This is a genomic window from Bdellovibrio sp. BCCA, assembly GCF_037996825.1.
In the GTDB taxonomy this organism is placed as follows: Bacteria; Bdellovibrionota; Bdellovibrionia; order Bdellovibrionales; family Bdellovibrionaceae; genus Bdellovibrio.
Genome location: NZ_JBBNAC010000001.1, coordinates 1,515,350 through 1,533,797, shown reverse-complemented (window position 1 = coordinate 1,533,797; position 18,448 = coordinate 1,515,350). Strand labels below are relative to the sequence as shown.

General features: G+C 43.6%; 21 protein-coding genes. 15 read left to right on the top strand and 6 right to left on the bottom strand.

The genetic code is table 11. The annotated features are described in order from the left end of the window. Positions 1–35: 35 nt before the first annotated feature. Entirely contained in the window at positions 36–383 is a 348-nt protein-coding gene (gene rplT, locus AAAA78_RS07520; RefSeq protein ID WP_295904695.1) for a 50S ribosomal protein L20, read from the bottom strand. A 69-nt stretch (positions 384–452) separates the two neighbouring features. Next, the gene (gene rpmI, locus AAAA78_RS07515; protein WP_011164102.1) at positions 453–644 is read right to left on the bottom strand and encodes a 50S ribosomal protein L35; all 192 of its coding nucleotides are present in this window, start codon (positions 642–644) and stop codon (positions 453–455) included. A 304-nt stretch (positions 645–948) separates the two neighbouring features. Here rpmI and AAAA78_RS07510 point away from each other — a divergent pair, with 304 nt between their 5' ends. Both AAAA78_RS07510 and AAAA78_RS07505 read left to right on the top strand, forming a co-directional pair. Then, a complete protein-coding gene (locus AAAA78_RS07510; protein ID WP_340591160.1) occupies positions 949–1,485 on the top strand; it encodes a hypothetical protein in 537 nt (178 codons plus the stop codon). A gap of 39 nt (positions 1,486–1,524) precedes the next feature. Beyond that, positions 1,525–2,556 (top strand): alpha/beta hydrolase, encoded by a 1,032-nt coding sequence (locus AAAA78_RS07505; RefSeq protein ID WP_340591159.1) that lies wholly within the window; start codon positions 1,525–1,527, stop codon positions 2,554–2,556. A 9-nt stretch (positions 2,557–2,565) separates the two neighbouring features. Here AAAA78_RS07505 and AAAA78_RS07500 read toward each other — a convergent pair whose 3' ends face one another. Then, positions 2,566–3,042 carry a hypothetical protein gene (locus tag AAAA78_RS07500; RefSeq protein ID WP_340591158.1) on the bottom strand — a complete coding sequence of 159 codons (477 nt, stop codon included), beginning with the start codon at positions 3,040–3,042 and terminating at the stop codon, positions 2,566–2,568. 339 nt (positions 3,043–3,381) lie between these two features. Here AAAA78_RS07500 and AAAA78_RS07495 point away from each other — a divergent pair, with 339 nt between their 5' ends. From AAAA78_RS07495 to AAAA78_RS07435, 13 genes are all read left to right on the top strand, one after another. Then, on the top strand, positions 3,382–4,071 hold the full coding sequence (locus AAAA78_RS07495; protein ID WP_340591157.1) for a MotA/TolQ/ExbB proton channel family protein: 690 nt from the start codon (positions 3,382–3,384) through the stop codon (positions 4,069–4,071). 2 nt (positions 4,072–4,073) lie between these two features. Next, positions 4,074–4,544, top strand: coding sequence for an ExbD/TolR family protein (locus AAAA78_RS07490; RefSeq protein WP_340591156.1), 471 nt, complete (start codon positions 4,074–4,076; stop codon positions 4,542–4,544). Positions 4,545–4,549: 5 nt separating this feature from the next. Then, entirely contained in the window at positions 4,550–5,044 is a 495-nt protein-coding gene (locus AAAA78_RS07485; RefSeq protein WP_340591155.1) for an ExbD/TolR family protein, read from the top strand. Beyond that, the gene (locus tag AAAA78_RS07480; protein ID WP_340591154.1) at positions 5,041–8,001 is read left to right on the top strand and encodes a tetratricopeptide repeat protein; all 2,961 of its coding nucleotides are present in this window, start codon (positions 5,041–5,043) and stop codon (positions 7,999–8,001) included. The genes AAAA78_RS07485 and AAAA78_RS07480 overlap by 4 nt, the downstream gene beginning before the upstream one ends. Next, complete coding sequence (locus AAAA78_RS07475; RefSeq protein WP_340591153.1) at positions 7,998–8,267, top strand: hypothetical protein; 270 nt, start codon at positions 7,998–8,000, stop codon at positions 8,265–8,267. Before AAAA78_RS07480 ends, AAAA78_RS07475 begins: the two co-directional genes overlap by 4 nt. 11 nt (positions 8,268–8,278) lie before the next feature. After that, on the top strand, positions 8,279–9,508 hold the full coding sequence (locus tag AAAA78_RS07470; protein ID WP_340591152.1) for an AgmX/PglI C-terminal domain-containing protein: 1,230 nt from the start codon (positions 8,279–8,281) through the stop codon (positions 9,506–9,508). A gap of 14 nt (positions 9,509–9,522) precedes the next feature. Further along, positions 9,523–10,890: a hypothetical protein gene (locus AAAA78_RS07465; protein WP_340591151.1), complete on the top strand. Its 1,368-nt coding sequence runs from the start codon at positions 9,523–9,525 to the stop codon at positions 10,888–10,890. After that, positions 10,887–11,636 carry an outer membrane beta-barrel domain-containing protein gene (locus AAAA78_RS07460; RefSeq protein WP_340591150.1) on the top strand — a complete coding sequence of 250 codons (750 nt, stop codon included), beginning with the start codon at positions 10,887–10,889 and terminating at the stop codon, positions 11,634–11,636. Before AAAA78_RS07465 ends, AAAA78_RS07460 begins: the two co-directional genes overlap by 4 nt. Then, a complete protein-coding gene (locus tag AAAA78_RS07455; RefSeq protein WP_340591149.1) occupies positions 11,633–12,679 on the top strand; it encodes a hypothetical protein in 1,047 nt (348 codons plus the stop codon). The genes AAAA78_RS07460 and AAAA78_RS07455 overlap by 4 nt, the downstream gene beginning before the upstream one ends. Next, positions 12,676–13,932 carry a hypothetical protein gene (locus AAAA78_RS07450; RefSeq protein ID WP_340591148.1) on the top strand — a complete coding sequence of 419 codons (1,257 nt, stop codon included), beginning with the start codon at positions 12,676–12,678 and terminating at the stop codon, positions 13,930–13,932. The genes AAAA78_RS07455 and AAAA78_RS07450 overlap by 4 nt, the downstream gene beginning before the upstream one ends. 239 nt (positions 13,933–14,171) lie before the next feature. Next, entirely contained in the window at positions 14,172–15,338 is a 1,167-nt protein-coding gene (locus tag AAAA78_RS07445; RefSeq protein ID WP_340591147.1) for a hypothetical protein, read from the top strand. 175 nt (positions 15,339–15,513) lie between these two features. Further along, complete coding sequence (locus tag AAAA78_RS07440) at positions 15,514–15,663, top strand: hypothetical protein (protein WP_340591146.1); 150 nt, start codon at positions 15,514–15,516, stop codon at positions 15,661–15,663. A 10-nt stretch (positions 15,664–15,673) separates the two neighbouring features. Beyond that, entirely contained in the window at positions 15,674–16,480 is an 807-nt protein-coding gene (locus AAAA78_RS07435; protein ID WP_340591145.1) for a helix-turn-helix domain-containing protein, read from the top strand. On the opposite strand, the gene dtd is transcribed toward AAAA78_RS07435, so the two are convergent. The 3 genes from dtd to infC form a co-directional block, all read right to left on the bottom strand. Next, positions 16,477–16,914, bottom strand: a complete 438-nt coding sequence (gene dtd / locus AAAA78_RS07430) for a D-aminoacyl-tRNA deacylase (RefSeq protein WP_340591144.1) — start codon at positions 16,912–16,914, stop codon at positions 16,477–16,479. The two genes, AAAA78_RS07435 and dtd, sit on opposite strands and share 4 nt — an antisense overlap. A gap of 11 nt (positions 16,915–16,925) precedes the next feature. Continuing rightward, entirely contained in the window at positions 16,926–17,537 is a 612-nt protein-coding gene (locus tag AAAA78_RS07425; protein ID WP_340591143.1) for a hypothetical protein, read from the bottom strand. Positions 17,538–17,765: 228 nt separating this feature from the next. After that, positions 17,766–18,440 (bottom strand): translation initiation factor IF-3, encoded by a 675-nt coding sequence (infC, locus tag AAAA78_RS07420; protein WP_340593632.1) that lies wholly within the window; start codon positions 18,438–18,440, stop codon positions 17,766–17,768. Between the last annotated feature and the right edge of the window lie 8 nt (positions 18,441–18,448).

The following is an 18,448-nucleotide window of genomic DNA, read 5'->3' as shown; positions in this document are numbered from 1 at the left end:
ATGGCCTACGCCAAACTGTTAAGTTGGCGTTGTCTTTAGGCCAACGCGTGTTTGCAAAGTGCAGTGAATGCTGCTGCGTCGTTGATAGCAAGGTCAGCCAAGATTTTACGATCTACTTGGATGCCAGCTTTAATCAAGCCACCGATCAAACGAGAATATGTAGTTCCGTTCAAACGAGCTGCTGCATTGATACGTTGGTTCCACAATGTGCGGAAGTTACGTTTGTTAACTTTACGGTCGCGGTAAGCATATGCCATACCACGGTCGTTTTTCTCTACCGCGTGGATGTACGCGCGAGAACCAGCGCTGTAGTAACCTTTTGCTCTTTTAAGAACTTTTTTGTGACGAGCACGATTTGTTTTACCAGATTTTACACGAGCCATTTTAAACCTCTATTACGCCACGGACTTTGCCGGGCACCGAAAGACAATTAATTTCTTTAATTTTTAAAACTAGAATACCAAGCAACGACGAACTTGTAGCATGTTCGCGTCTTCAACGTATGATGTTTTACCTAGTTGTCTTTTCGTCTTAGAGCTCATGTGAGAGTTCAAGTGACGCATGCGAGTGCTTTTCTTTTTAACTTTACCGCTTGAAAGAACTTTCAAACGTTTTTTAGCGCCTGAGTGTGTGCGCATTTTCATAGTAATACCTTCCACCGATAAGGCGTCTCTCCCGATAGGGACAGCTCTTAACCATTGCCTTAGACAGTCATAATTACGGACTCATCGTTTTAGGTCGATTGACAGGTAAAAGCAAGCTTTTTTAAGGAGTTAGAAGAGTTTCAGCCCTTCCCGGCCCTGCCCACGAAAATCGAGCATTCTTAACTGATTTCAATAATTTAAGGAACATTATACTTATTTATAACGTCTTTGCTCCAGTTCTTTGGTAGAAGCGCTTTGCCTAAAAGTAAGGCTATTACCACTTCCAAAATCAGGAGTTTCTCATATGTATAAGATCCTTGGCCTCGTCCTTTCTGTTTTTGTCACTCTTTCCGCGCATGCCGATGACGTTCGCGATTTTCAAAAAGTAAACAGCAATAAAGCTATCGTCAGCATTGAAACGGAGGACAAAGATGGAACGCAAGCCGCTGCCTACCTGGATGGCGCTGAAAATCCTCAGTTCATCAATATGCTTTTAGATGATCCGCAATCGCGCTTGAGTTTGCTTAAACAAACCTTGGAAATGGAACACTGTCAGAAAATCAGCGCCACTCCTGATGGATGGATCGATGGTTGCGGCGCTGTTGAGGTGACAGAAATCATCCGCACTTCTTTTGGCCGTGGAGGTTGGATGGAAGGCGCTTCGGATTACACTTTCTTTGTGGGCTTCCGCTCTGCCGGAACAGGACGCTACTTTGAATCCACGCACATGGTGACCTTCACAGAGCACGCTGTGGCTAATACGGATGCGAATATGAAATATCTTGGCTCTGTCACGAAAACATTGGAGCTAGGAAAGATCGTCAAGCTTCCTGTTCAATAGTGTTTGATAGATCTCTGTGAAGATGCCAGACTTTTCTTCATGAAAACAACAGAGATCTTAAAAAATTTTCGCGCTTATGATGTTGAGCACTTTCAAATTGAAACTCTGAAAATTGAAAGTGCTCTTCTTAAAAACAATCCTTTAAAAGATCCAACAACTCGCTACAACGCTCTTTTAGTTCCTCGCTCTGAGGGACCGTGGCCTGTCGTTGTTGTGCTTAGCGGTTTCACCGGCAATGCGCCTTATTATTTTAATCCGAAGTTTCACGAGCAAAATGCGATTCAAGTGATTGATCAGTGTTTCGGTCGAGGCGAAGCGCCGGAAGCTTTGTATGTTTTTGTCGATGCATTGACATCTTGGGGCGGCTCGCAGTTTATCAACTCCGCTGCGACAGGAAATTATGAAGACTACATCATGCAAGAACTTATTCCTGCCGTGAAAGAACACTACCCGGTTTCACACAAAGTGAGCGACTGGTGTGTGACCGGAGGTTCTAGCGGCGGTTACGGTTCTTTGCACTTAGGTTCAAAGTATCCTGAAGTGTTTGGTTATGTAGGTGCTATTGCCCCGGATTCTTTTTTTGAAGCGAGCCTTTTGCCGGAACTTTATCACGCACTTCCTCTTTGGGAAAAATATAAAGAGTCAGGGCTTCGTGCACTTGAAGAACTTCGCAATGGGAAACTGATGAAGATGCGCAACTGGCACACCATTGTAAATGCTTTTGGAATGGCTGCTTGTTATTCGGCGAAGGGCACTCACGGTGATTTTGAGTTTCCTATCGATACGCATACTGGAGAAAAAATCCCCTCGATTTGGAAAAACTGGCTTGCAAAAGATCCTCTGCACTTTTTGCCGGAAAGAATTAGCAATTTAAAAAAGCTTTCGGGAATTTATTTAGATTGTGGATCTAAAGACAACTTCCACTTGCAATATGGATCTCGACAGATTTCAAAAATCTTGAAGTCTCATCAAGTTCATCACGAGTATGTGGAGTTTGATGGAAATCATTTTGATATTGGTGAACGCCGTCCTGAAGTCTGGAAATGGTTAGCCTCTAATTGGAGAAATTAACGAAGATCGCTATCTTGTTCCCGTGGCTCTAGTGATAGGTGCTGGAGCCGGCATTTGAATTTCTGGAAGACGCCCGCACTTTCCTGTGAGGAGTCCCGTGCACACCATTCCCACTTGAATTGTTTTAACTAAAACCGAAGGCCCCGCGACTTCTTTATAAGTCGTCATCTTACGAATTTTCTCTGCAAGATCTTCGTCGGAAAGACGACGTGGATCGAATTCCATTTTTAGAAGACCTTTTTCTTTAAGCTTTGCAAGTTCTCTGCGGATGTTTCTAAAAATCGGCTCCATATCAGAGCGGTATTTTTGATCGGCCTTGATAAATTCATTCAGTGCCTCGACAAGAGCGTCGAGATCTCTTTCATCAATCGTCTGCACCGAAGATTCGACTTCCGTTTTGTACTTAGTATCTAAAGGATTTCCTGCTGTCGCAAAGGCACAGGAGGAAGACATCACGATAAGACTGAGGAGAATGAACGAACGCATGCGCTGCTAAACCTCTTAGTGATTGTAGCAAAATCACATCCTTAAAGAAAAGAGGTTTTAAGGTGAAAGACGCCAATTTGCGGCACCTATCTGAATCATTTATATCAAAATGGTCATCTTGAGGTTTTCCCCGTCTTTTAAATTTCCATATCATGGATAGAGTATTGAAAGTTCTTAGAAAAACTTCGCGTCTCTATTCGAAACAAAGGCTTCGCCGTGTTCCGAGGGCCCCTTTTTGTCACTTTTTACTTCTGAAAAGTTCGCCGGGCCAACAGCTCCCCTATTCTGGCACCCCCCTTGCTCCTAAGACCGCAGGATTTACCGTTGGAGGATTATTATATGGAATTCCTATTATCACTTGGTCGCGGATTTACTTCTGGCGATGCTATTTGGATGTGGGCGATTTTGGCAGCTCAAGTTGTTTCAATCGCTATTATTGCGGAAAGAGCGTTTGCCCTTTTCGGTTCTCGTAAAACCAACCAAAAAGAGCTTTCTAAAGTTCTTGCCGAAGATATTCGTGCTGGAAACTTGGATAAAGCTTTGCGCCGCTCTCTACAAATGGGCACAAAAGAGCCATTGGGAGTTGTTGCTTCTGCAGGTATTCAAGCTGCAATGGATATGGGTGGTAAAGAAGAAATCCAACTTAAAATGGATGAAGTTCTTCTTGAAGAAAACTCTCGCGTTGAAAAGCGCATCGGTTTCCTGGCGATGTTTGCGAACGTAGCAACATTGTTGGGTCTATTAGGTACAATCACAGGTTTGATCCACTCTTTCGCAGGTATTTCTAATGCGAACCCTGCTGAAAAAGCGACGATCCTTTCTCAAGGTATTTCACTTGCAATGAATACGACAGCTTACGGTTTGATCGTGGCAGTTCCTGCTTTGATCATGTATGCGGTTTTGCAAAACAGAGCGTCTCGTTTGACGGACGACCTTAATAAAGGTGCTTTGAATTTGTTCATCCAATTGGGCTACCACTACGAGCCTGTTACTGCGAAAAAAGAAGTTCCGGCTCAACTTGGGAGATAATCATGGGCATGATGGGCGGCGCCGGTGATGGCGACAAAGATTTGAATTTTGAACTTAATATTCTACCGATCTTGGATATCTTGTCGGTTCTGATCTGCTTCCTTCTGTTAACAGCAGTATGGATTCAAATCGGCACAATCGACACGCGCCAAGCGATCGGTGATAACTCTGTGGCTGGAGCTAAAAATCCTCCTTCCTTGTATATCACGGTAAACACACAAGGAGCTGTTCAACTGTCTTTGCGCGATCTTCCTGGTGCCAAAACCCATGAAGATAATATTCAAGCCGCAGGCAAAGGTGTGAACTGGGCCGCGCTTGAACAAAAACTTCAAGCTCTTCGCGAAAAGTTTCCGGATCTTAAAACCGGCATCGTACGTCCAGAAGCAACCGCTTCCTACGGCGATGTGATTCGCATCATGGACAAACTTAAACAGTTTCAATTTGACGGAGTGGGCTTGTCCCCTCTTGGGTAGGACTTATGAAAACATCGTCCTTTGCAAACGTTGGTAAAAAAAGATCTCCTCTAGGTGACTTGCAAAGCTTGAAACCTGGAATGAAGAAGAAAAAGTCTGCGGCGGCGAACTTGGCTTTGGCGCTGCCTTTGACTTCTTTGATCGACGCTTTTTCGATCATCGTGATCTATCTTCTGATCGGAACGCAAAACAGCGGTATGGAATCTAAAATTCCATCAAAGATGTCTTTACCAATGGCTGAACACAGTGTCGGCATTGAAAAAGAAACTCCGATTTTGACAATTCAAAAAGGCATTTACCGTTTGAACGACGAAGTCATTCCGGTGAAAGCTCTTGGCGAAAAATTGGCGGAGTTAAAAAACAAATCTCAAGAAAAAGCCATGGAACTTTTGGTTCAAGCTGATCAAGAGATGAAATACGAGGACTTGGATCCTCTTCTTAAAGCGAGCTCTTTGTCTGGCTTTGAGAAAATGAAATTTGCGGTGGTACCTGCACGATGAAAACACTTAACGACATCCTTATTCTAGGCGCTTTTGTTACGGGAATCTTGAGTTCTCCTCAAGCCTTTGCTGATAAAATGAATGCAGAGACTCAGGATCTCGTTATCAAAAAGATGGAAAGAGTTCTTTCCGCAATGGAAAAGTCAGACGGTGCCTGGTTGTCAAGCCAGCAGCGTTTGGCCGATCTTCTATCTGAAAGAGCGCGCACGCGCTTTATGCTTGAAGTGGAAGCTAACTGCGACGGTTGCAAGGGTTCTAAAGATGACCGTCAAAAAGCTATCAAAATTTACGAATCCATTCTTCAAGAAGTAAAAGTTAACGAACACGGACCGATCCTTTTCCAATTGGCGCACTTGTATGAAATGGCCGGCCAAGTGGATAAGGCTATTTCTCTTTATGAAAGCATCATCAAAGATGCGAAAAAGAAAAACATCTCTGCTGAGATCGTCACTCGTTCGCACGTAGGCCTGGGAGATCTTTTATTCCAAAAAGGTCGTTTTGCAGAGGCACGTGAAAACTATAAAATCGCTTTGAAAGATAAAAATCTGCAAAATCGTTATTTGACGGTTTACAATGTGGCTTGGTGTGATTTCAACACGGACAACTTGAAATCCGCTATCGCAACCTTGGAAGGTCTTTTAAAAGATCCTTCTCAAATCACTCGCGAAACGGAAGAAGGCAGCAAATACGATGCTCCTTTCCATACAGATGTTTTACGTGACCTTGCTTCTTTCTATACAAAGCAAGAAGTTACAGCTCGCGAAATCAATACATTTGAAACTTTAACTCCGGTTGAAAAGCGCAAAGACTTGATGCTTTACTTTGCCAAAGAAACAGACCGTATCGGTCAAAAGAAAGCCGCTCAAGAAATCATGAGCCGCTACTTGGCGGACGCTGCTCTTTCTAAAGAAGAGCGTGTCGAAGCTTCTATTCAGTTAGCACAAATCAACTATGACCGCGGTCAAACTAAAGAATCGGTAGCAGAGTTTTCTAAAGCGGCTATGGCTCTTCAAAAATCCGGTTGCTCTGGTGAGAAGTGCGAAGAGTTGCAAAAATCCATGAAACGTTATGTAACGGAACTTCACCGTTCTAAAAAATTAAATCCGGACCAGGATTTGATGGATGCCTATCTCACGTACAATAGAACATTCCCACAAGACATGGAGATGACTCAACGTGGGGCCGCTGTGGCGATGGAGCTTAACAATTACCCTGTTGCGGTTTCTTTGTATCGCACTATCAGCGAAAGCCGTCAGTTCTCTTCTAAAGAGCGCGAAGAAGCTTTGTTGAATGAAGTTTCTGCGGCAGAAAAATCTAAAAATCCGGCGTTGCAAAAAGAAGCTTATGTTCACTACTTGAAATATGCTTCTAAGAGCGAAAAGTCTTTCGAAGTTAGATATCAATTGGCTTACTTGAGCTACCAACAAAAACAGTTTGCTCAAGCCGCCGAAGATTTCGAGGATTTGGCTAAGGATAAATCTGGTAAGGCGGATCTTCGCAAGAAAGCCGCGGACCTTTCTTTGGACTCTTTGGTTCAAACAAAAAATGAAACGGCATTGGAAGAATTGGCTTGGGATTACTCTGAGATTTTCCCTCAGGCCCGTGCTGAATTTGAATCTATCGCCCGTAAATCTTTGATGAACAGAGTGGCGCGTGTTGCCAATGATCCTCGTTCGACAAAATCGGATCTAAAAAAAGCTTTGAACAGTCTTGATGCCCGTAAGATTCAAACAGCAAGCAATCAGGAAAAGATCTTGTTCTATAATAACCAAAGCGTTCTTGCACAAAAATTGGGTGAAGAAAAAATCTACGTTGAATCTTTGGCGTCTTTGATGGCGATCCCGGGCTTAACGAAAGAACAACGTGAAAACACTTTGGAGCAATTGACTGGTTTCTACGAAAAACGTTTGGACTTTAAAAACGCCTATGCGACAGCTTTGCGTTTGGAGAATCCAAAGATTTCTGAAAAGGAAAAAGAATTCCGTCTTGGAACATTAGCGGATCTTGCAGGTCTTAATGCTTCTAAACATTACCGTAAAGCTTTGGATGCAGGCCTTCGCGGCGAAAGATCTTTGATCGTTCGTTCTCGCCTGGTCTTAACTTCTGAAAATCCGGTAAGAGAATTAAAAGCGCAAGCTCCTGAGTTGAAACAAAGACCAGCTCTCTTAAATGAAACGACTTTGTTGGTTTATGCTCAAACTGGCAATGCTTCGGCGTTAAAGTCTGTTCTGGAGATGAAAGAACTTCGTCGCCAATCCGCTCCCCTTTTCGTGAAGAAACAAGATTTCTATGAAAAGGTTCAAAAAGAGAAATCTTTGATTGCTTCTCACCAGTTGAATTCTAGCAAAGATCGTTTGTTGCAAAAAACTATTGCGGAACGAGTAAGTCTTCTTAAGAAGGCTGATAAGGTTTTGGCTGAAAGTTTGACGTTGAAAGACGTGACAGCTCAAATGATGGCGTTGAATTTGGTTTCCTCTGAGAACGAACGTATGGTTCGTGATTTGGCTGGTTTGCCAATGCCTCAGGGTTTAACTCCGAAAGAACAAAATCAGTATATTTCATTGCTTAAAGCTCAATCAAAACCATTCTTGTATAAAGCGAGAGTGGCTCAGCAAAAGCAGCAGGAAATTTGGAATAGATCCTCGGCTTTGGCTCAAACAATTAAAGACTACCAAACAGCACGCCCTGAGCTTCGTAATTTGCTTGCGCGTGAATTGACGTTGCTAAATCAAGTGCCAGGAAAAGGTGCGATGAAAACAGCGTTGGAAAACGCTTTGGACGAGAGACCTTTTTCGTCACGCGACCTTATCGCCGCTCGCAATACAGTGGCAGAAGACCCTATGAATCCCCGCAACATTGAAAAATTGAAACAGATCGAGACGAAAATTGGCCATCCTTTGATGCCCGCTTACTTGGAAGCTCGTTTAAGCCATCTACAGAGAGGAAAAAGCTTATGAAATCAGTGATTTCTTTGGCCCTCATTTTGCTGTTGTCCCATATGACTTTTGCCGCCGGAAAACCTGCAGAGAAAAATGCAAAACCAACGGCGACAAAAAGACAGCTTGGAACTTCGTTTAAATTCAACGGGTCCTCGCTCAGAGGTAAATACCAAAGCTCCATGGGCACGGCAGCAACGGTAGAGAACGACAAACTTTTAGAAGATCTTTTGAAAGGCAGAACTCAGTTTGAGGACCGCCAAGAAAAAGAAACAGAACGTAACTAAAGGCAAAGATTATGAGCGCAGCGAAACTTCTAATACTCGAAAATCAGTTAGGCCAAAAGGTTCGCACTTTCGCGGTTGAATCAGATTCTTTGAATTTGGTTTACTTGAAAGACAGCCGCCGTGTTGAAGCCTTTGCTCATCTTAATGATCTTGATGAGAACAAAGTTAACTACACTTTGCTTAAAGAAATCCAATTGTCTCAACTTTCTGAAAACGGTCTTGAACTTCAAGGTTTGGGTCGCGTTCGCCTTTACCCTGCTTCGGGTGTTCAAAACAGCCCGACACATTCTTTGGCTCAAGAAGACGACAACGAACAGCTTAAGACAATGTTGCAGAAAACTGCAGCTGGTCACATGATCGCTGTATTCTTCTTGATCTTGGGTTCATGGGTTTACTTGAATTACTTCAGCAAAACTCAAGAGCCACCTCTTGTGACGATCATGCTTCCACAGGAAGAGCCCGTGGTAAAACAAAAGCCAGAAGCTCGTCCGACTGTGAAAGTTTCTAAAACTAAGATTAAACAAACGAACAAAGTCTACAGACCTGTTGCTAAGAAGCTTTTGACGAAGGCTTATAAAGTTAATACGGCAAAAGCTACTGATGTTCGCCGTGTTGGTGCCTTGGCAGCCTTAGGTGGTCTTAAAACAGGCCACAAAGGTGCTGAAGGTTTGGATATGCAGTCTTTGAAAAATATCCGAGCTGCAGGAACTGGCGCTGGTGGCGGCGGTATCGGTAATGCGGGCCGTGGCGGTGCGAAAGGTTATATGCCTGGTAACGGTTTGATCGCGGGTTCCGCTGGCGAAGGTGCGCGTGCACAAGGTGCCGGTGGTTACGGAACTAAAGGTTCTGGTGGCGGTCGCGCTGGTTACGGCAAGATCTCTATGGTTGGTGGAACTGCCGCAACAAGTTTACCTCTTGATGAAGAAGTGACTGTTGAAGGTGGTTTGGATCAAGACCAAATTATCGCTGTGATCAACCGTAACAAAGGTCAAATCACATACTGCTATGAAAAAGGTCTTCAGGCTCAACCAACAATCGGTGGCCGCGTGGCTGTAAGTTTTGTGATTGGTGCTTCAGGCCGAATCACAGTGGCAAAAGTAGCAGAGTCTTCTTTGGGCTCACGCATGGTTGAAAACTGCATGCTACAAAGAATGAAAACATGGCAATTCCCGCGTCCAGTTGGGCAAGTGAACGTTGACGTACTTTATCCTTTCGAACTCACTCGCGTGAGTGCTCGATAAGAGGAGATGTGAAAATGAAAAACACCAAAACTCTTCTCCCGTTAGTAGCTTTGACTCTCGCAGCGGTTGGTTGCGGCGAGTATAAAAAAGATCCAGCTTCGGGTCTTGCAGAAATGCGTAAGAATGCCAAAGTTCAAGTTCAGCAAGGTCCCGACAAACCTCGTGAGATCACAAACACAGTGATCGTTGAAAAACCTGTTGTGGTTGTTAAAGAAGAGTCTACGATCGACGAAAAATTCATCGTCATCACTCCTGATGCACAAATGACTTTCAACGAAGGTCAACAAGCGCAGTTTAAAATCCGCGCTCGCGTGCTTGTTCCAGGGATCGAGATCAAATTGACAGCTTCAGGTCTTCCTGAGGGTGCGAAACTTGAAAAATCAACTCAAGAAAAAGATCTTTATATTTTGACTTGGACTCCAGCCCTTTACACGGTTCCAGCCAATGCAGCTATGAAGAGTTATACAGCGAAAGTTTCTGCGGAAGTGACTTCTTCAAGCAGCCAAGTTGACGCTGACAAACTAAAAGGCCTTGTTCGTGAAAAAGAATTTAATATCTTCTTGTTCCGCAACCAGGAAGCTCCTTCGGCTTTGACTGTTGCAGGTCTTGCTTCCGAAGTGAATGAAGGTTCTTTGGTTCCTTTCACTGTAACAGTGAAAGTTCCTGGGACTGATAATAAAGCTCCGCAAAAACCTCGCCTTGTTGTGAGTTATGATGGCGTAAGCTACACAGCAGGTAACAGCTTCCTGGAACTTGATGGTGCTCGTTACGTTGTCGCTGATTTGAATAAAAAAGAAGCTGAGTATCTCGGTGACTCTAAATGGAAATTCACTTTGATCTTTGATACGAAAAATATCTCTGTTCAACCTCAATTGGCTAAAGATGGTTCGATCCTTTCTAACGCTGATGGCACTCGCGTTCGTTTGAGCTTTAAGGTGTACAGCCCTTACGGTCTTTCGACACCGGAATCTTTGACTCAGGTTAAAGTTCGTTACACAAAACCAATTGCAGCTCCCCGTTTTGATTTGTCGGGTCTTGGTCAACAAGGTTTGCAAGTGTCTCCGGGTCAAAACGTGACTTTGAATTTCATTGTTTCTTCAGCGGATAAAGACGCTGTTGTAAAGGTAGAACCTGCGACTTCAAGTTTGCCAGGTTCTCCAAAAGTAGAATGTAAAGCTTCAGCAGCAACGGCTGCAAAACAAGAATGTGTCCTTACTTGGTCCGTTCCTTGTGATGCAACTGCTGCGAACTTGGGTGGGGAAATCTCTATGAATGCTCAAAGCGTGGTGAACGGCAGAAATTCTGACGTAACTGCGTATAAATTGAAGGTTCTTGCTTCTCAAGAAGACAAGAAGCTCTGCCCAGCGGAGGCTGCAAAATGAAAACTATGAACATCATCGCAATCGCATTGCTTGCATGCTCTTTGATGACGACAACGGCTCAGGCTGCGTCTTCAAAAAGTAAATCTGCTGCAAAACAAATCAATGCTTCGGAAGATATTGACTCACTTGGTGGCAATCAAGAATTGATGGAGATGGCGCAAAAGATCAAATCAACAAGCCGTTCTCGTATCGTTCAAGAGCGTATCGTGGATCGCAATAACACTCTTGAGTTCGGTCTTTCTTACGGCAGTGTTTTTGGTGGTGATGCTTACGTTAAAACGCAAAGCTTGGGTGCTCAAGTGGACTACCACATCACTCCTCGCTGGTCCGTGGGTGTTCGTTACTACGACTTCGGTAACAGCCTGACTAGCGAAGGTCAACGTATCTATGACGACGCTAAAGCCGCTGAAGCAGCTGGTGGTCGTGCTCTTCCTGTAGACATCGACTATCCGTTGAACTCTACTATCGCGGTCGTGAACTGGTATCCTATCTACGGTAAAACAAGCTTCTTGGATATGGGTGTGACTCAGTTTGACCTTTACCTTTTGGCTGGTGGCGGAAATATCACTCTTTCTAGCGGCAGCACATCTGTGATGACAGGTGGTTTGGGTCTAGGTGCTTGGATTTCTAAACACGTTTCTGCTCGCGCGGAAGTTCGTTATCAACGTTACGAAGACCAAATTGCAACAGGCGCTCGTAAACTTGATATCGTAATGGGTTCTCTTGGTCTTGGATGGATTTTATGATGAAGCTGGTATTCGCTCTTAGCACTATTGCGATTGTTGTCTGTGGTTTGCACTCGCAAGCTATGGCGGCGGATCGCACGTCAGCATCTGACTGGGCCAAGTCTTGGGTGAAGTCTTTGGAAAGCAAGGGAGCTTCCTCTTTCAATACGTCTTCTTTAGAAAAGAAAGCTCTTGGTTCTTGCAGTGACTGCGACAACAAAGCTTCATTGAAAAAAGCTCGCAGCCAGTTTGCAAAAGGTCAATTTGACGAAGCTATCAGTACTTATAACGAAATTCCTCGCGGCAATACTTATTGGTTGTCAGCGGTGGAAGAAAAAGGCTGGGCTTACTTCCGTCAGGAAAACTACGAAAAAGCTTTGGCGCAAACTAAGACTTTGCTGGCGCCTCAGTTTGCGGAAGTTTCAAATTCGGAAGCATTCTTATTGCAATCATTAACTCAGTTGAAGATCTGTGATTACAAAGGCGTTTTTGAAACTCACCAGATTTTTAAAGACAAACAAAAAGCTCGTATCATGGAAGTTCAAAATCTTGCGAAAGCTGGATGGAACGATTCTTTGGCGCAGGTTCTTCGTAAAGTGGATGAGTTCCCTTTAACTTTGGACGATATGGGTGACTCTGTTCAACGTCTCCCTTTGATGATCTACAAAGATGTGGAGTTCCAAAAACAAGCTCTTCGCTTCAAGGCTTCGCAACGTGCGATGGAATTGGTGGGATCAGACTACCCTCGCGTGAAAGCTTCTTTGGATAAGATCAATCAAGAAGCTTTCCGTGCATTGAAAGACCGTGTTCAAGAGTTGGCTCAAGAAGAAACAAATGAAAACTTCAAGATCATTCAAAAATTGAATCTTGTTGAAGTCGAAGCGATTCAACGTGTTCACACTGATATGAACATGGCTGAAGAGCTTTACAAAAAAGGTAAATTTCAAGAAGTTACGGATGATAAATTGGTCTTTATGGATGACGGCAGACCTTGGATCGACGAACTTGATAAGTTCGAAGTAGCGGCGAAAACGTGCGCTAAAGGGATCAGGAGGAAGATGTGAGAAGCCTCGTTGTCATCTGCATTTATATGTCAGCTTTGATGCTCGTTGCGGCATGCAGCCCTGAGTCTGCAACTTTGAAAGTTGAAAGACCTTTGGTTCAGCCGGAAGTGCAAATTCCTCAATATGAAAAACCGATTATTAAACCCGCTGAGTGGATCACTGAAGACGGCGGCCAAAGCCAGCTCGACTTCAATCCTCAAGTAGATATTTTGTTTGTGACTGACAACTCGGACAGTATGAAGTCCGCTCAAGAAAACCTTGTGCGTAATATCGATAAATTTACGGCGGGTGTTCTTAAAAACAGAATGATCGATTACCACGTGGGTGTGATTTCTGTTTGGGATAGTTCAGATCGTTATATCCAAATGAAGAAAGACCAGTATCAAATTGGTGATCTTCGTTTTATTAAAAACTCTCAAGGTCAATCGGCGTCGAACCGTCGTTTCGTTGCGAAGTCGGATAACAATAGCAAGTTGATCGCTTCGACTTTGAATATTGGTGTAACTCCTTATGCTCAAGGTGGACCTGAGTTTGAAGAATTGTTTTCTCCCCTTGCTGCCGCTATCGAAAAAACCGGCCGTGGTGCTACGAATGAAGGTTTCTTCCGTCAAGACGCTCAATTGGTTGTCGTGCTTTTGACGGATGCCGATGACTCTTCTAAGAGTATCAATCCTGAAGAGATGGCTCAGAAGCTGATCGACTTTAAAGGCGGTCGCGCTGAGAAAGTTTCAGTCTATGGTGTGCTTGTTCGTCCTCAAGATTCTGACGACTATAAAGATTGGGATTTGAGAATTCATCCTAAGTATCACCCTGAGTGCTTTGATATGACTTCGCAAAAAAATCCAAAGAACAACGGCAAGTGTACTGGTTTTGGTCCTGACCGCCTTGAGAAATTTATTGTGGCAGCCAACCAAAACGAAGGAACTCCGGATCAAATTCGTGCGAAACATATCATGAGCATCGTAAGTCCTAAGTTCGGTGATGATCTTGCGAAGATCGGTTCTGATATCACTGTGAAGACTTTGGCGAAAGAGATCTTCTTGAGTCAACGTCCTCGCACGGATAAGAACGGTCAATTGATGGTTCGTGTTCGTTATGGCAAACAAGTGATTCCACAAAAAGCCAAAGGTGGATGGTTGTACAATCCTGAAAACAACTCCATCGAGCTTTCTGGCGATATCGACTATGAATATGTTGAAGGTGCTCGTTTCTCGGTAGACTTGGCTCCTTTGACTTTGAAGCAGCAGCAATAGTAGGCCTCTTTAAATTTTGATTCTTTAAAAACCCACGACTTTTCCGAGTCGTGGGTTTTGTTTTTTGATGTTCAGAAAATTAGGCGGAACGAGGACTTCGCGCACTCGTTTTGCATTAACTCTTCCTATGTTTATAGGCTGTCGATAATGGCGTCGCCGTGTTCCGTCGAACACTGTGAAGACACCATGAGGGTCACAGTGTTTAAGACTTAGATAGCAGTTCTTGAAGGAGTCTTGTTATGAGAAAAATGGCGTTGCTTCCTCTTCTGGTGTCGACCTTGTGCTCTCTTAGTACTCCTTTGGTTTGGGCTTTGGAAAAAGCCCCTGCTCGAGCGGATCTGCAGATTCTAAATATTAAAGATGTGGGTTTTAATGCTGCAGGTTTGAGTGATGAGTTGGCATTTCAAGTCCCTGCAAATACCAAAAGCTTTCTTGTTCAATTTTCGTCGAACTCTGATTATGCAGGAATTCACTTTGAGTTCATGTCGGATCCAAACAGTCACTTTGTTCTTGGGAAGTCGGCTCGTCACTTTGATTATATTAACAAAGAGGCCCACATTCCCTATATGGAGTGGGAAAATCCGGTGGCTCCTTCTTTTACTGGCATTACGACAGCTTTGATTGGCAACAATACTACGACCAAAATTATTCCGGGCACATGGAAAATGAAATTTTCTTGTCGGTCAGAGAATTCTGAATGTCGAAACTTAAAAGGTCTTGTGCAGATTGTTTTTAAAAAGAATGCGTCTGGTGGCGCACAAAAACCGACGATCCCACTTCGTTTGCATTTCGCGGGAAAATCAATTTGGGATGCGAAGTCTGCCCCTAAGAATAAAGATTTTAAGCTTTTTATGAAAGTGCTTGAAGATATTTATAAGTTCGCTGGAATCAACATCCAAGTTCTTTCACTAGACGACACAGCCGATGTCGTCTTTGATAGTAAGGGCCAAGGGTTGCAGCATATGCTGAAATATTCCAAAGGCGACGCTGTGAATGTTTATTTTGCGAAGACGACTTTTAATTGGGTTGGCGGTGCGATAATTGCTTATGCGGATCAACTCCCTGGTGGCTACATGTCGCCTTACACGACGGGCATAATGGTTCGGATGAAGACGATTCTTTCGGAGAAGGAACGCAAGAGTCCCAACTCTCTTGATTACGTGACAATTGATTCGCGTCTGTCGATGCCTGATTATGCGTTAACGGTGGCGCACGAGATCGCTCACTATTTGGGGCTTTTCCATGTCTGCGAAGTCCCCGTATTTGGCGTACCGATGGGCGTGCGTGATCCTTTAAATAGTGCGTGCGATATTAAGAACATGATGTTTCCGTCTACGGGTCAGGGGAATTTTTATTTAACGCCAGCGCAAGTGGAAGTAATTAGCCGTCATCCGTTGGTTTATTAAAGCTGGTTCTCGAGAGGTCATAAAAAGATACTATTTCCATAAAATTAGCCAAAATATTGATAAAAAGATCATTATTTGATACTTTTGTTTTGACCATTGAAGACTTCAATCAGGTCGGGCAATTTAAGCTTTATGAACGGTCGCAATTCAGCAACCGTTCAACAAAGGAAGTATCATGACAACACTCATCACTTTGACGAAGCATGGTTTGCAAATTTTGTTTAAGAGCCCGATTTTGACTGTCAGCTCGTCTTCTCACTCTTTAAATAGTTTTGGTGGCGGAACTGTCATCATCATTCAACGTCACGACTATTCAGCAGACTAAAGGTGACACCATGACCGATTTTAAATCGCAACAAATTAAGGATGTTTTAAAATCTCTTCTTCGTAAGAAAAAAATGACTTACGAAGAAGTTGCAGAAGAACTCGATTGCTCTGTGCCTACGGTGAAACGAATTTTAGGACCCGAGGAACTTAGTCTTTCACGTCTGTTAGAGTTTTGTGAGATTTTAGATGTTACGTTGAGTGATATTGAAGTTTTAACGAAGTCCGACTCTGATAAAAAAGAAGAATTCACTGAGGAACAGCAAATCTTCCTCGCGAAGAATAAATCATTTCTTTCTTACTTAATTCTTTTGTACAACATGACTCCAGCCGAAATTGCTGAGAAGTATAAACTTACACAACGCTCAACGGATAAGTATCTTATTGGGCTTGAAAAACAAGAACTGATTCGCGTGACCAGCAAACAGAAGGTTAAACCTCGCTACAAAGAGCTTCCAACCCTTGGTCATGGAGTTTTGGCGAAAGCTTATTACGAGAATTTCATTGCTACGGGTGCAAAGTTTTTTACTCGCGATATCTCTGACAGTCTTTATTCAGGAGCAAAAGATGGTGATAGTACCAAAAAAGGCTTTTCAATTAACTCCGTGAGAGTCTCTAGAGCCACTTATCTGGCATACATCGAAGAACGCCTTAAAGCACAAGGTGCTTTTCTGAAGCTCGCCAGCTATGAGGAAAAATCCCAACCTAAGGAATCCCTAATGACTGGAGTGATGATGGATGCTTGGACTCTCGTTGAGAACGAAAATAAAAACTTGTCTTTATTGGAAAATACATTTGCTGATATTACGAATCTTTAGACTTCGATGATCAAAGTTACTGGGCCGTCGTTGAGAAGATTTACTTTCATGTCGGCACCGAATTGGCCGCCGAATGTGGGAATGCCTTGAGCTTTGCTTAACTCCAAAGCTTTTTCGTAGAGTTTGTTGGCGATGTCTGGGGCCTCGGCACCAATGAAACTCGGGCGATTTCCTTTGGAGGCGTCTCCTAAAAGTGTGAATTGCGAGACGATCAAATGCGAGCCTCCGATGTCTTTCAGTGATAAGTTCATCTTGCCGTTTTCATCAGGAAAAATTCTAAGAGCGATGATTTTTAAAATCAGTTTTTGGAGTTGTTCTTCCGTGTCGCCTTTTGCAACTCCAAATAAAGTTAAAAATCCTTTATCGATGGAAGAAATCATTTTTCCATCAACAGTGACAGAAGCATTTTGAACTCTTTGAACTACGGCTTTCATAACTCAGGCACCTATTTGATGGGGCGGAGTTTGAATTCCATTTTTGGGAAGACGAAGCCTCCGCCGATTCCTACTTTGATTGCCGCGTGAAAGAGGTCGTGATTGCGATTTTTGGCTGGCATCCAGGATCCTTCGAGTCCTAGCAACGCGTCGGCAACGATGCCGATACCGCGACCGTAGACGGCGCCATCAAGTTGATCGACTGTGACTCCTCTTGGGATGAAGGTGAACATCCATTTGTAGGCGATTTCGAACTTCAGGCCACCATTATGAAAGTCGCATGAGTAAAGATCATGAATTGTGACGAGTTCCTGACTCCCCGGCACTTTCATTGTGGCGTCGAAATTCCAAATATCATGATCGACGAACAATGCGCCGTTCATGCCGCTAGAATAGAGATAACCTTCGATGGGAATTCTTTCGTCCGGCTTTACGTCGAATTGTTTTTGCAAAACTGAGATAAGACCGTCGATTTGTTCTTGGCTTAGGTTCGTGTTTTTCTTGAGAGAGTCGGCCAACTCAGTTTTTGAGATTCCGTTATCACTCACGTCTTGAGCGAAAGCTGTATTGAAAGGAAGAAGTGAGAAAATGAGAATACAACAAGCAATCAGTTTCTTGGTCATGGTCTGCCTCCGACTGTAGGCCCTAATCAAATCATTCTTAATCGAAAAGACCAACGCTATTTTTACTGCAATGTAGACGTAAAAAATCCCCTGGCACTTTTTTGCGGTGTAGCCAGAATAACTGCCGTGGGCCCTCCTGCGGAGGGTGCGGCAGAAGGCACCTAAAAAGAAAGGGAGCCTTTCGACTCCCTTTGCTGCGGTGTAGACCCAAAAAAGAAACAGGCACCTTTAGTCTTCGTCTTCTTCTGTGACTTCTTCTAGTTCGGCTAGTTCTTTTGTGTCTTGTTTTGATTTGTTTGGATGAAGCTTTTGGTATTCTTTGATCTTGAGTGGATCAGGTCCGAGCATCAAGAACATGTTCTTACCTTCCATTTTTGGTTGCGCTTCAACCATGGCCAAATCGTTGACGAAAGCGATCGCTTTTTGCATCACTTCCATACCCAACTCTTGATGGGCCATTTCACGACCCATGAAACGCAATGAAACTTTCACTTTGTCGCCTTCCAAAAGGAAACGACGGGCGTGATTCATCTTTGTTTCAAAGTCATGCTGGTCCGTACGAGGACGCATTTGGATTTCTTTGATTGTTACAACAGTTTGTTTTTTACGAGCTGCTGTAGCTTTCTTTTTATTTTCGTACTTCCACTTGCCGTAATCCATGATTTTGCAAGTAGGTGGAGTTGCTGTTGGAGCAATCTCAAGAAGATCGAGGCCTCTATCTTCTGCAATACGTAACGCCTCAGGAACAGACATGACTCCAAGCATGTTACCTTCATCATCGATAACACGGATTTGTTGTGCACGAATTTCACGGTTTACTCTTAATGAGTCTTTAGAGTCTTTTTTGCGATCACGGTCGAAACGTCCGCCACCACCTCTAAAATTACCTTCGAACTTGCTAATGGGAAACC

Excerpts from the sequence above, each read along its gene's own strand:
- AAAA78_RS07500 (WP_340591158.1), bottom strand. The coding sequence starts at position 3,042 with ATGCGTTCGTTCATTCTCCTCAGTCTTATCGTGATGTCTTCCTCCTGT.
- AAAA78_RS07435 (WP_340591145.1), top strand. The coding sequence starts at position 15,674 with ATGACCGATTTTAAATCGCAACAAATTAAGGATGTTTTAAAATCTCTT.
- AAAA78_RS07465 (WP_340591151.1), top strand. The coding sequence starts at position 9,523 with ATGAAAAACACCAAAACTCTTCTCCCGTTAGTAGCTTTGACTCTCGCA.
- AAAA78_RS07505 (WP_340591159.1), top strand. The coding sequence starts at position 1,525 with ATGAAAACAACAGAGATCTTAAAAAATTTTCGCGCTTATGATGTTGAG.
- AAAA78_RS07495 (WP_340591157.1), top strand. The coding sequence starts at position 3,382 with ATGGAATTCCTATTATCACTTGGTCGCGGATTTACTTCTGGCGATGCT.
- AAAA78_RS07460 (WP_340591150.1), top strand. The coding sequence starts at position 10,887 with ATGAAAACTATGAACATCATCGCAATCGCATTGCTTGCATGCTCTTTG.
- rplT (WP_295904695.1), bottom strand. The coding sequence starts at position 383 with ATGGCTCGTGTAAAATCTGGTAAAACAAATCGTGCTCGTCACAAAAAA.
- AAAA78_RS07475 (WP_340591153.1), top strand. The coding sequence starts at position 7,998 with ATGAAATCAGTGATTTCTTTGGCCCTCATTTTGCTGTTGTCCCATATG.
- AAAA78_RS07425 (WP_340591143.1), bottom strand. The coding sequence starts at position 17,537 with ATGACCAAGAAACTGATTGCTTGTTGTATTCTCATTTTCTCACTTCTT.
- AAAA78_RS07480 (WP_340591154.1), top strand. The coding sequence starts at position 5,041 with ATGAAAACACTTAACGACATCCTTATTCTAGGCGCTTTTGTTACGGGA.
- AAAA78_RS07440 (WP_340591146.1), top strand. The coding sequence starts at position 15,514 with ATGACAACACTCATCACTTTGACGAAGCATGGTTTGCAAATTTTGTTT.
- AAAA78_RS07445 (WP_340591147.1), top strand. The coding sequence starts at position 14,172 with ATGAGAAAAATGGCGTTGCTTCCTCTTCTGGTGTCGACCTTGTGCTCT.
- AAAA78_RS07510 (WP_340591160.1), top strand. The coding sequence starts at position 949 with ATGTATAAGATCCTTGGCCTCGTCCTTTCTGTTTTTGTCACTCTTTCC.
- AAAA78_RS07485 (WP_340591155.1), top strand. The coding sequence starts at position 4,550 with ATGAAAACATCGTCCTTTGCAAACGTTGGTAAAAAAAGATCTCCTCTA.
- AAAA78_RS07470 (WP_340591152.1), top strand. The coding sequence starts at position 8,279 with ATGAGCGCAGCGAAACTTCTAATACTCGAAAATCAGTTAGGCCAAAAG.
- AAAA78_RS07455 (WP_340591149.1), top strand. The coding sequence starts at position 11,633 with ATGATGAAGCTGGTATTCGCTCTTAGCACTATTGCGATTGTTGTCTGT.
- AAAA78_RS07490 (WP_340591156.1), top strand. The coding sequence starts at position 4,074 with ATGGGCATGATGGGCGGCGCCGGTGATGGCGACAAAGATTTGAATTTT.
- rpmI (WP_011164102.1), bottom strand. The coding sequence starts at position 644 with ATGAAAATGCGCACACACTCAGGCGCTAAAAAACGTTTGAAAGTTCTT.
- dtd (WP_340591144.1), bottom strand. The coding sequence starts at position 16,914 with ATGAAAGCCGTAGTTCAAAGAGTTCAAAATGCTTCTGTCACTGTTGAT.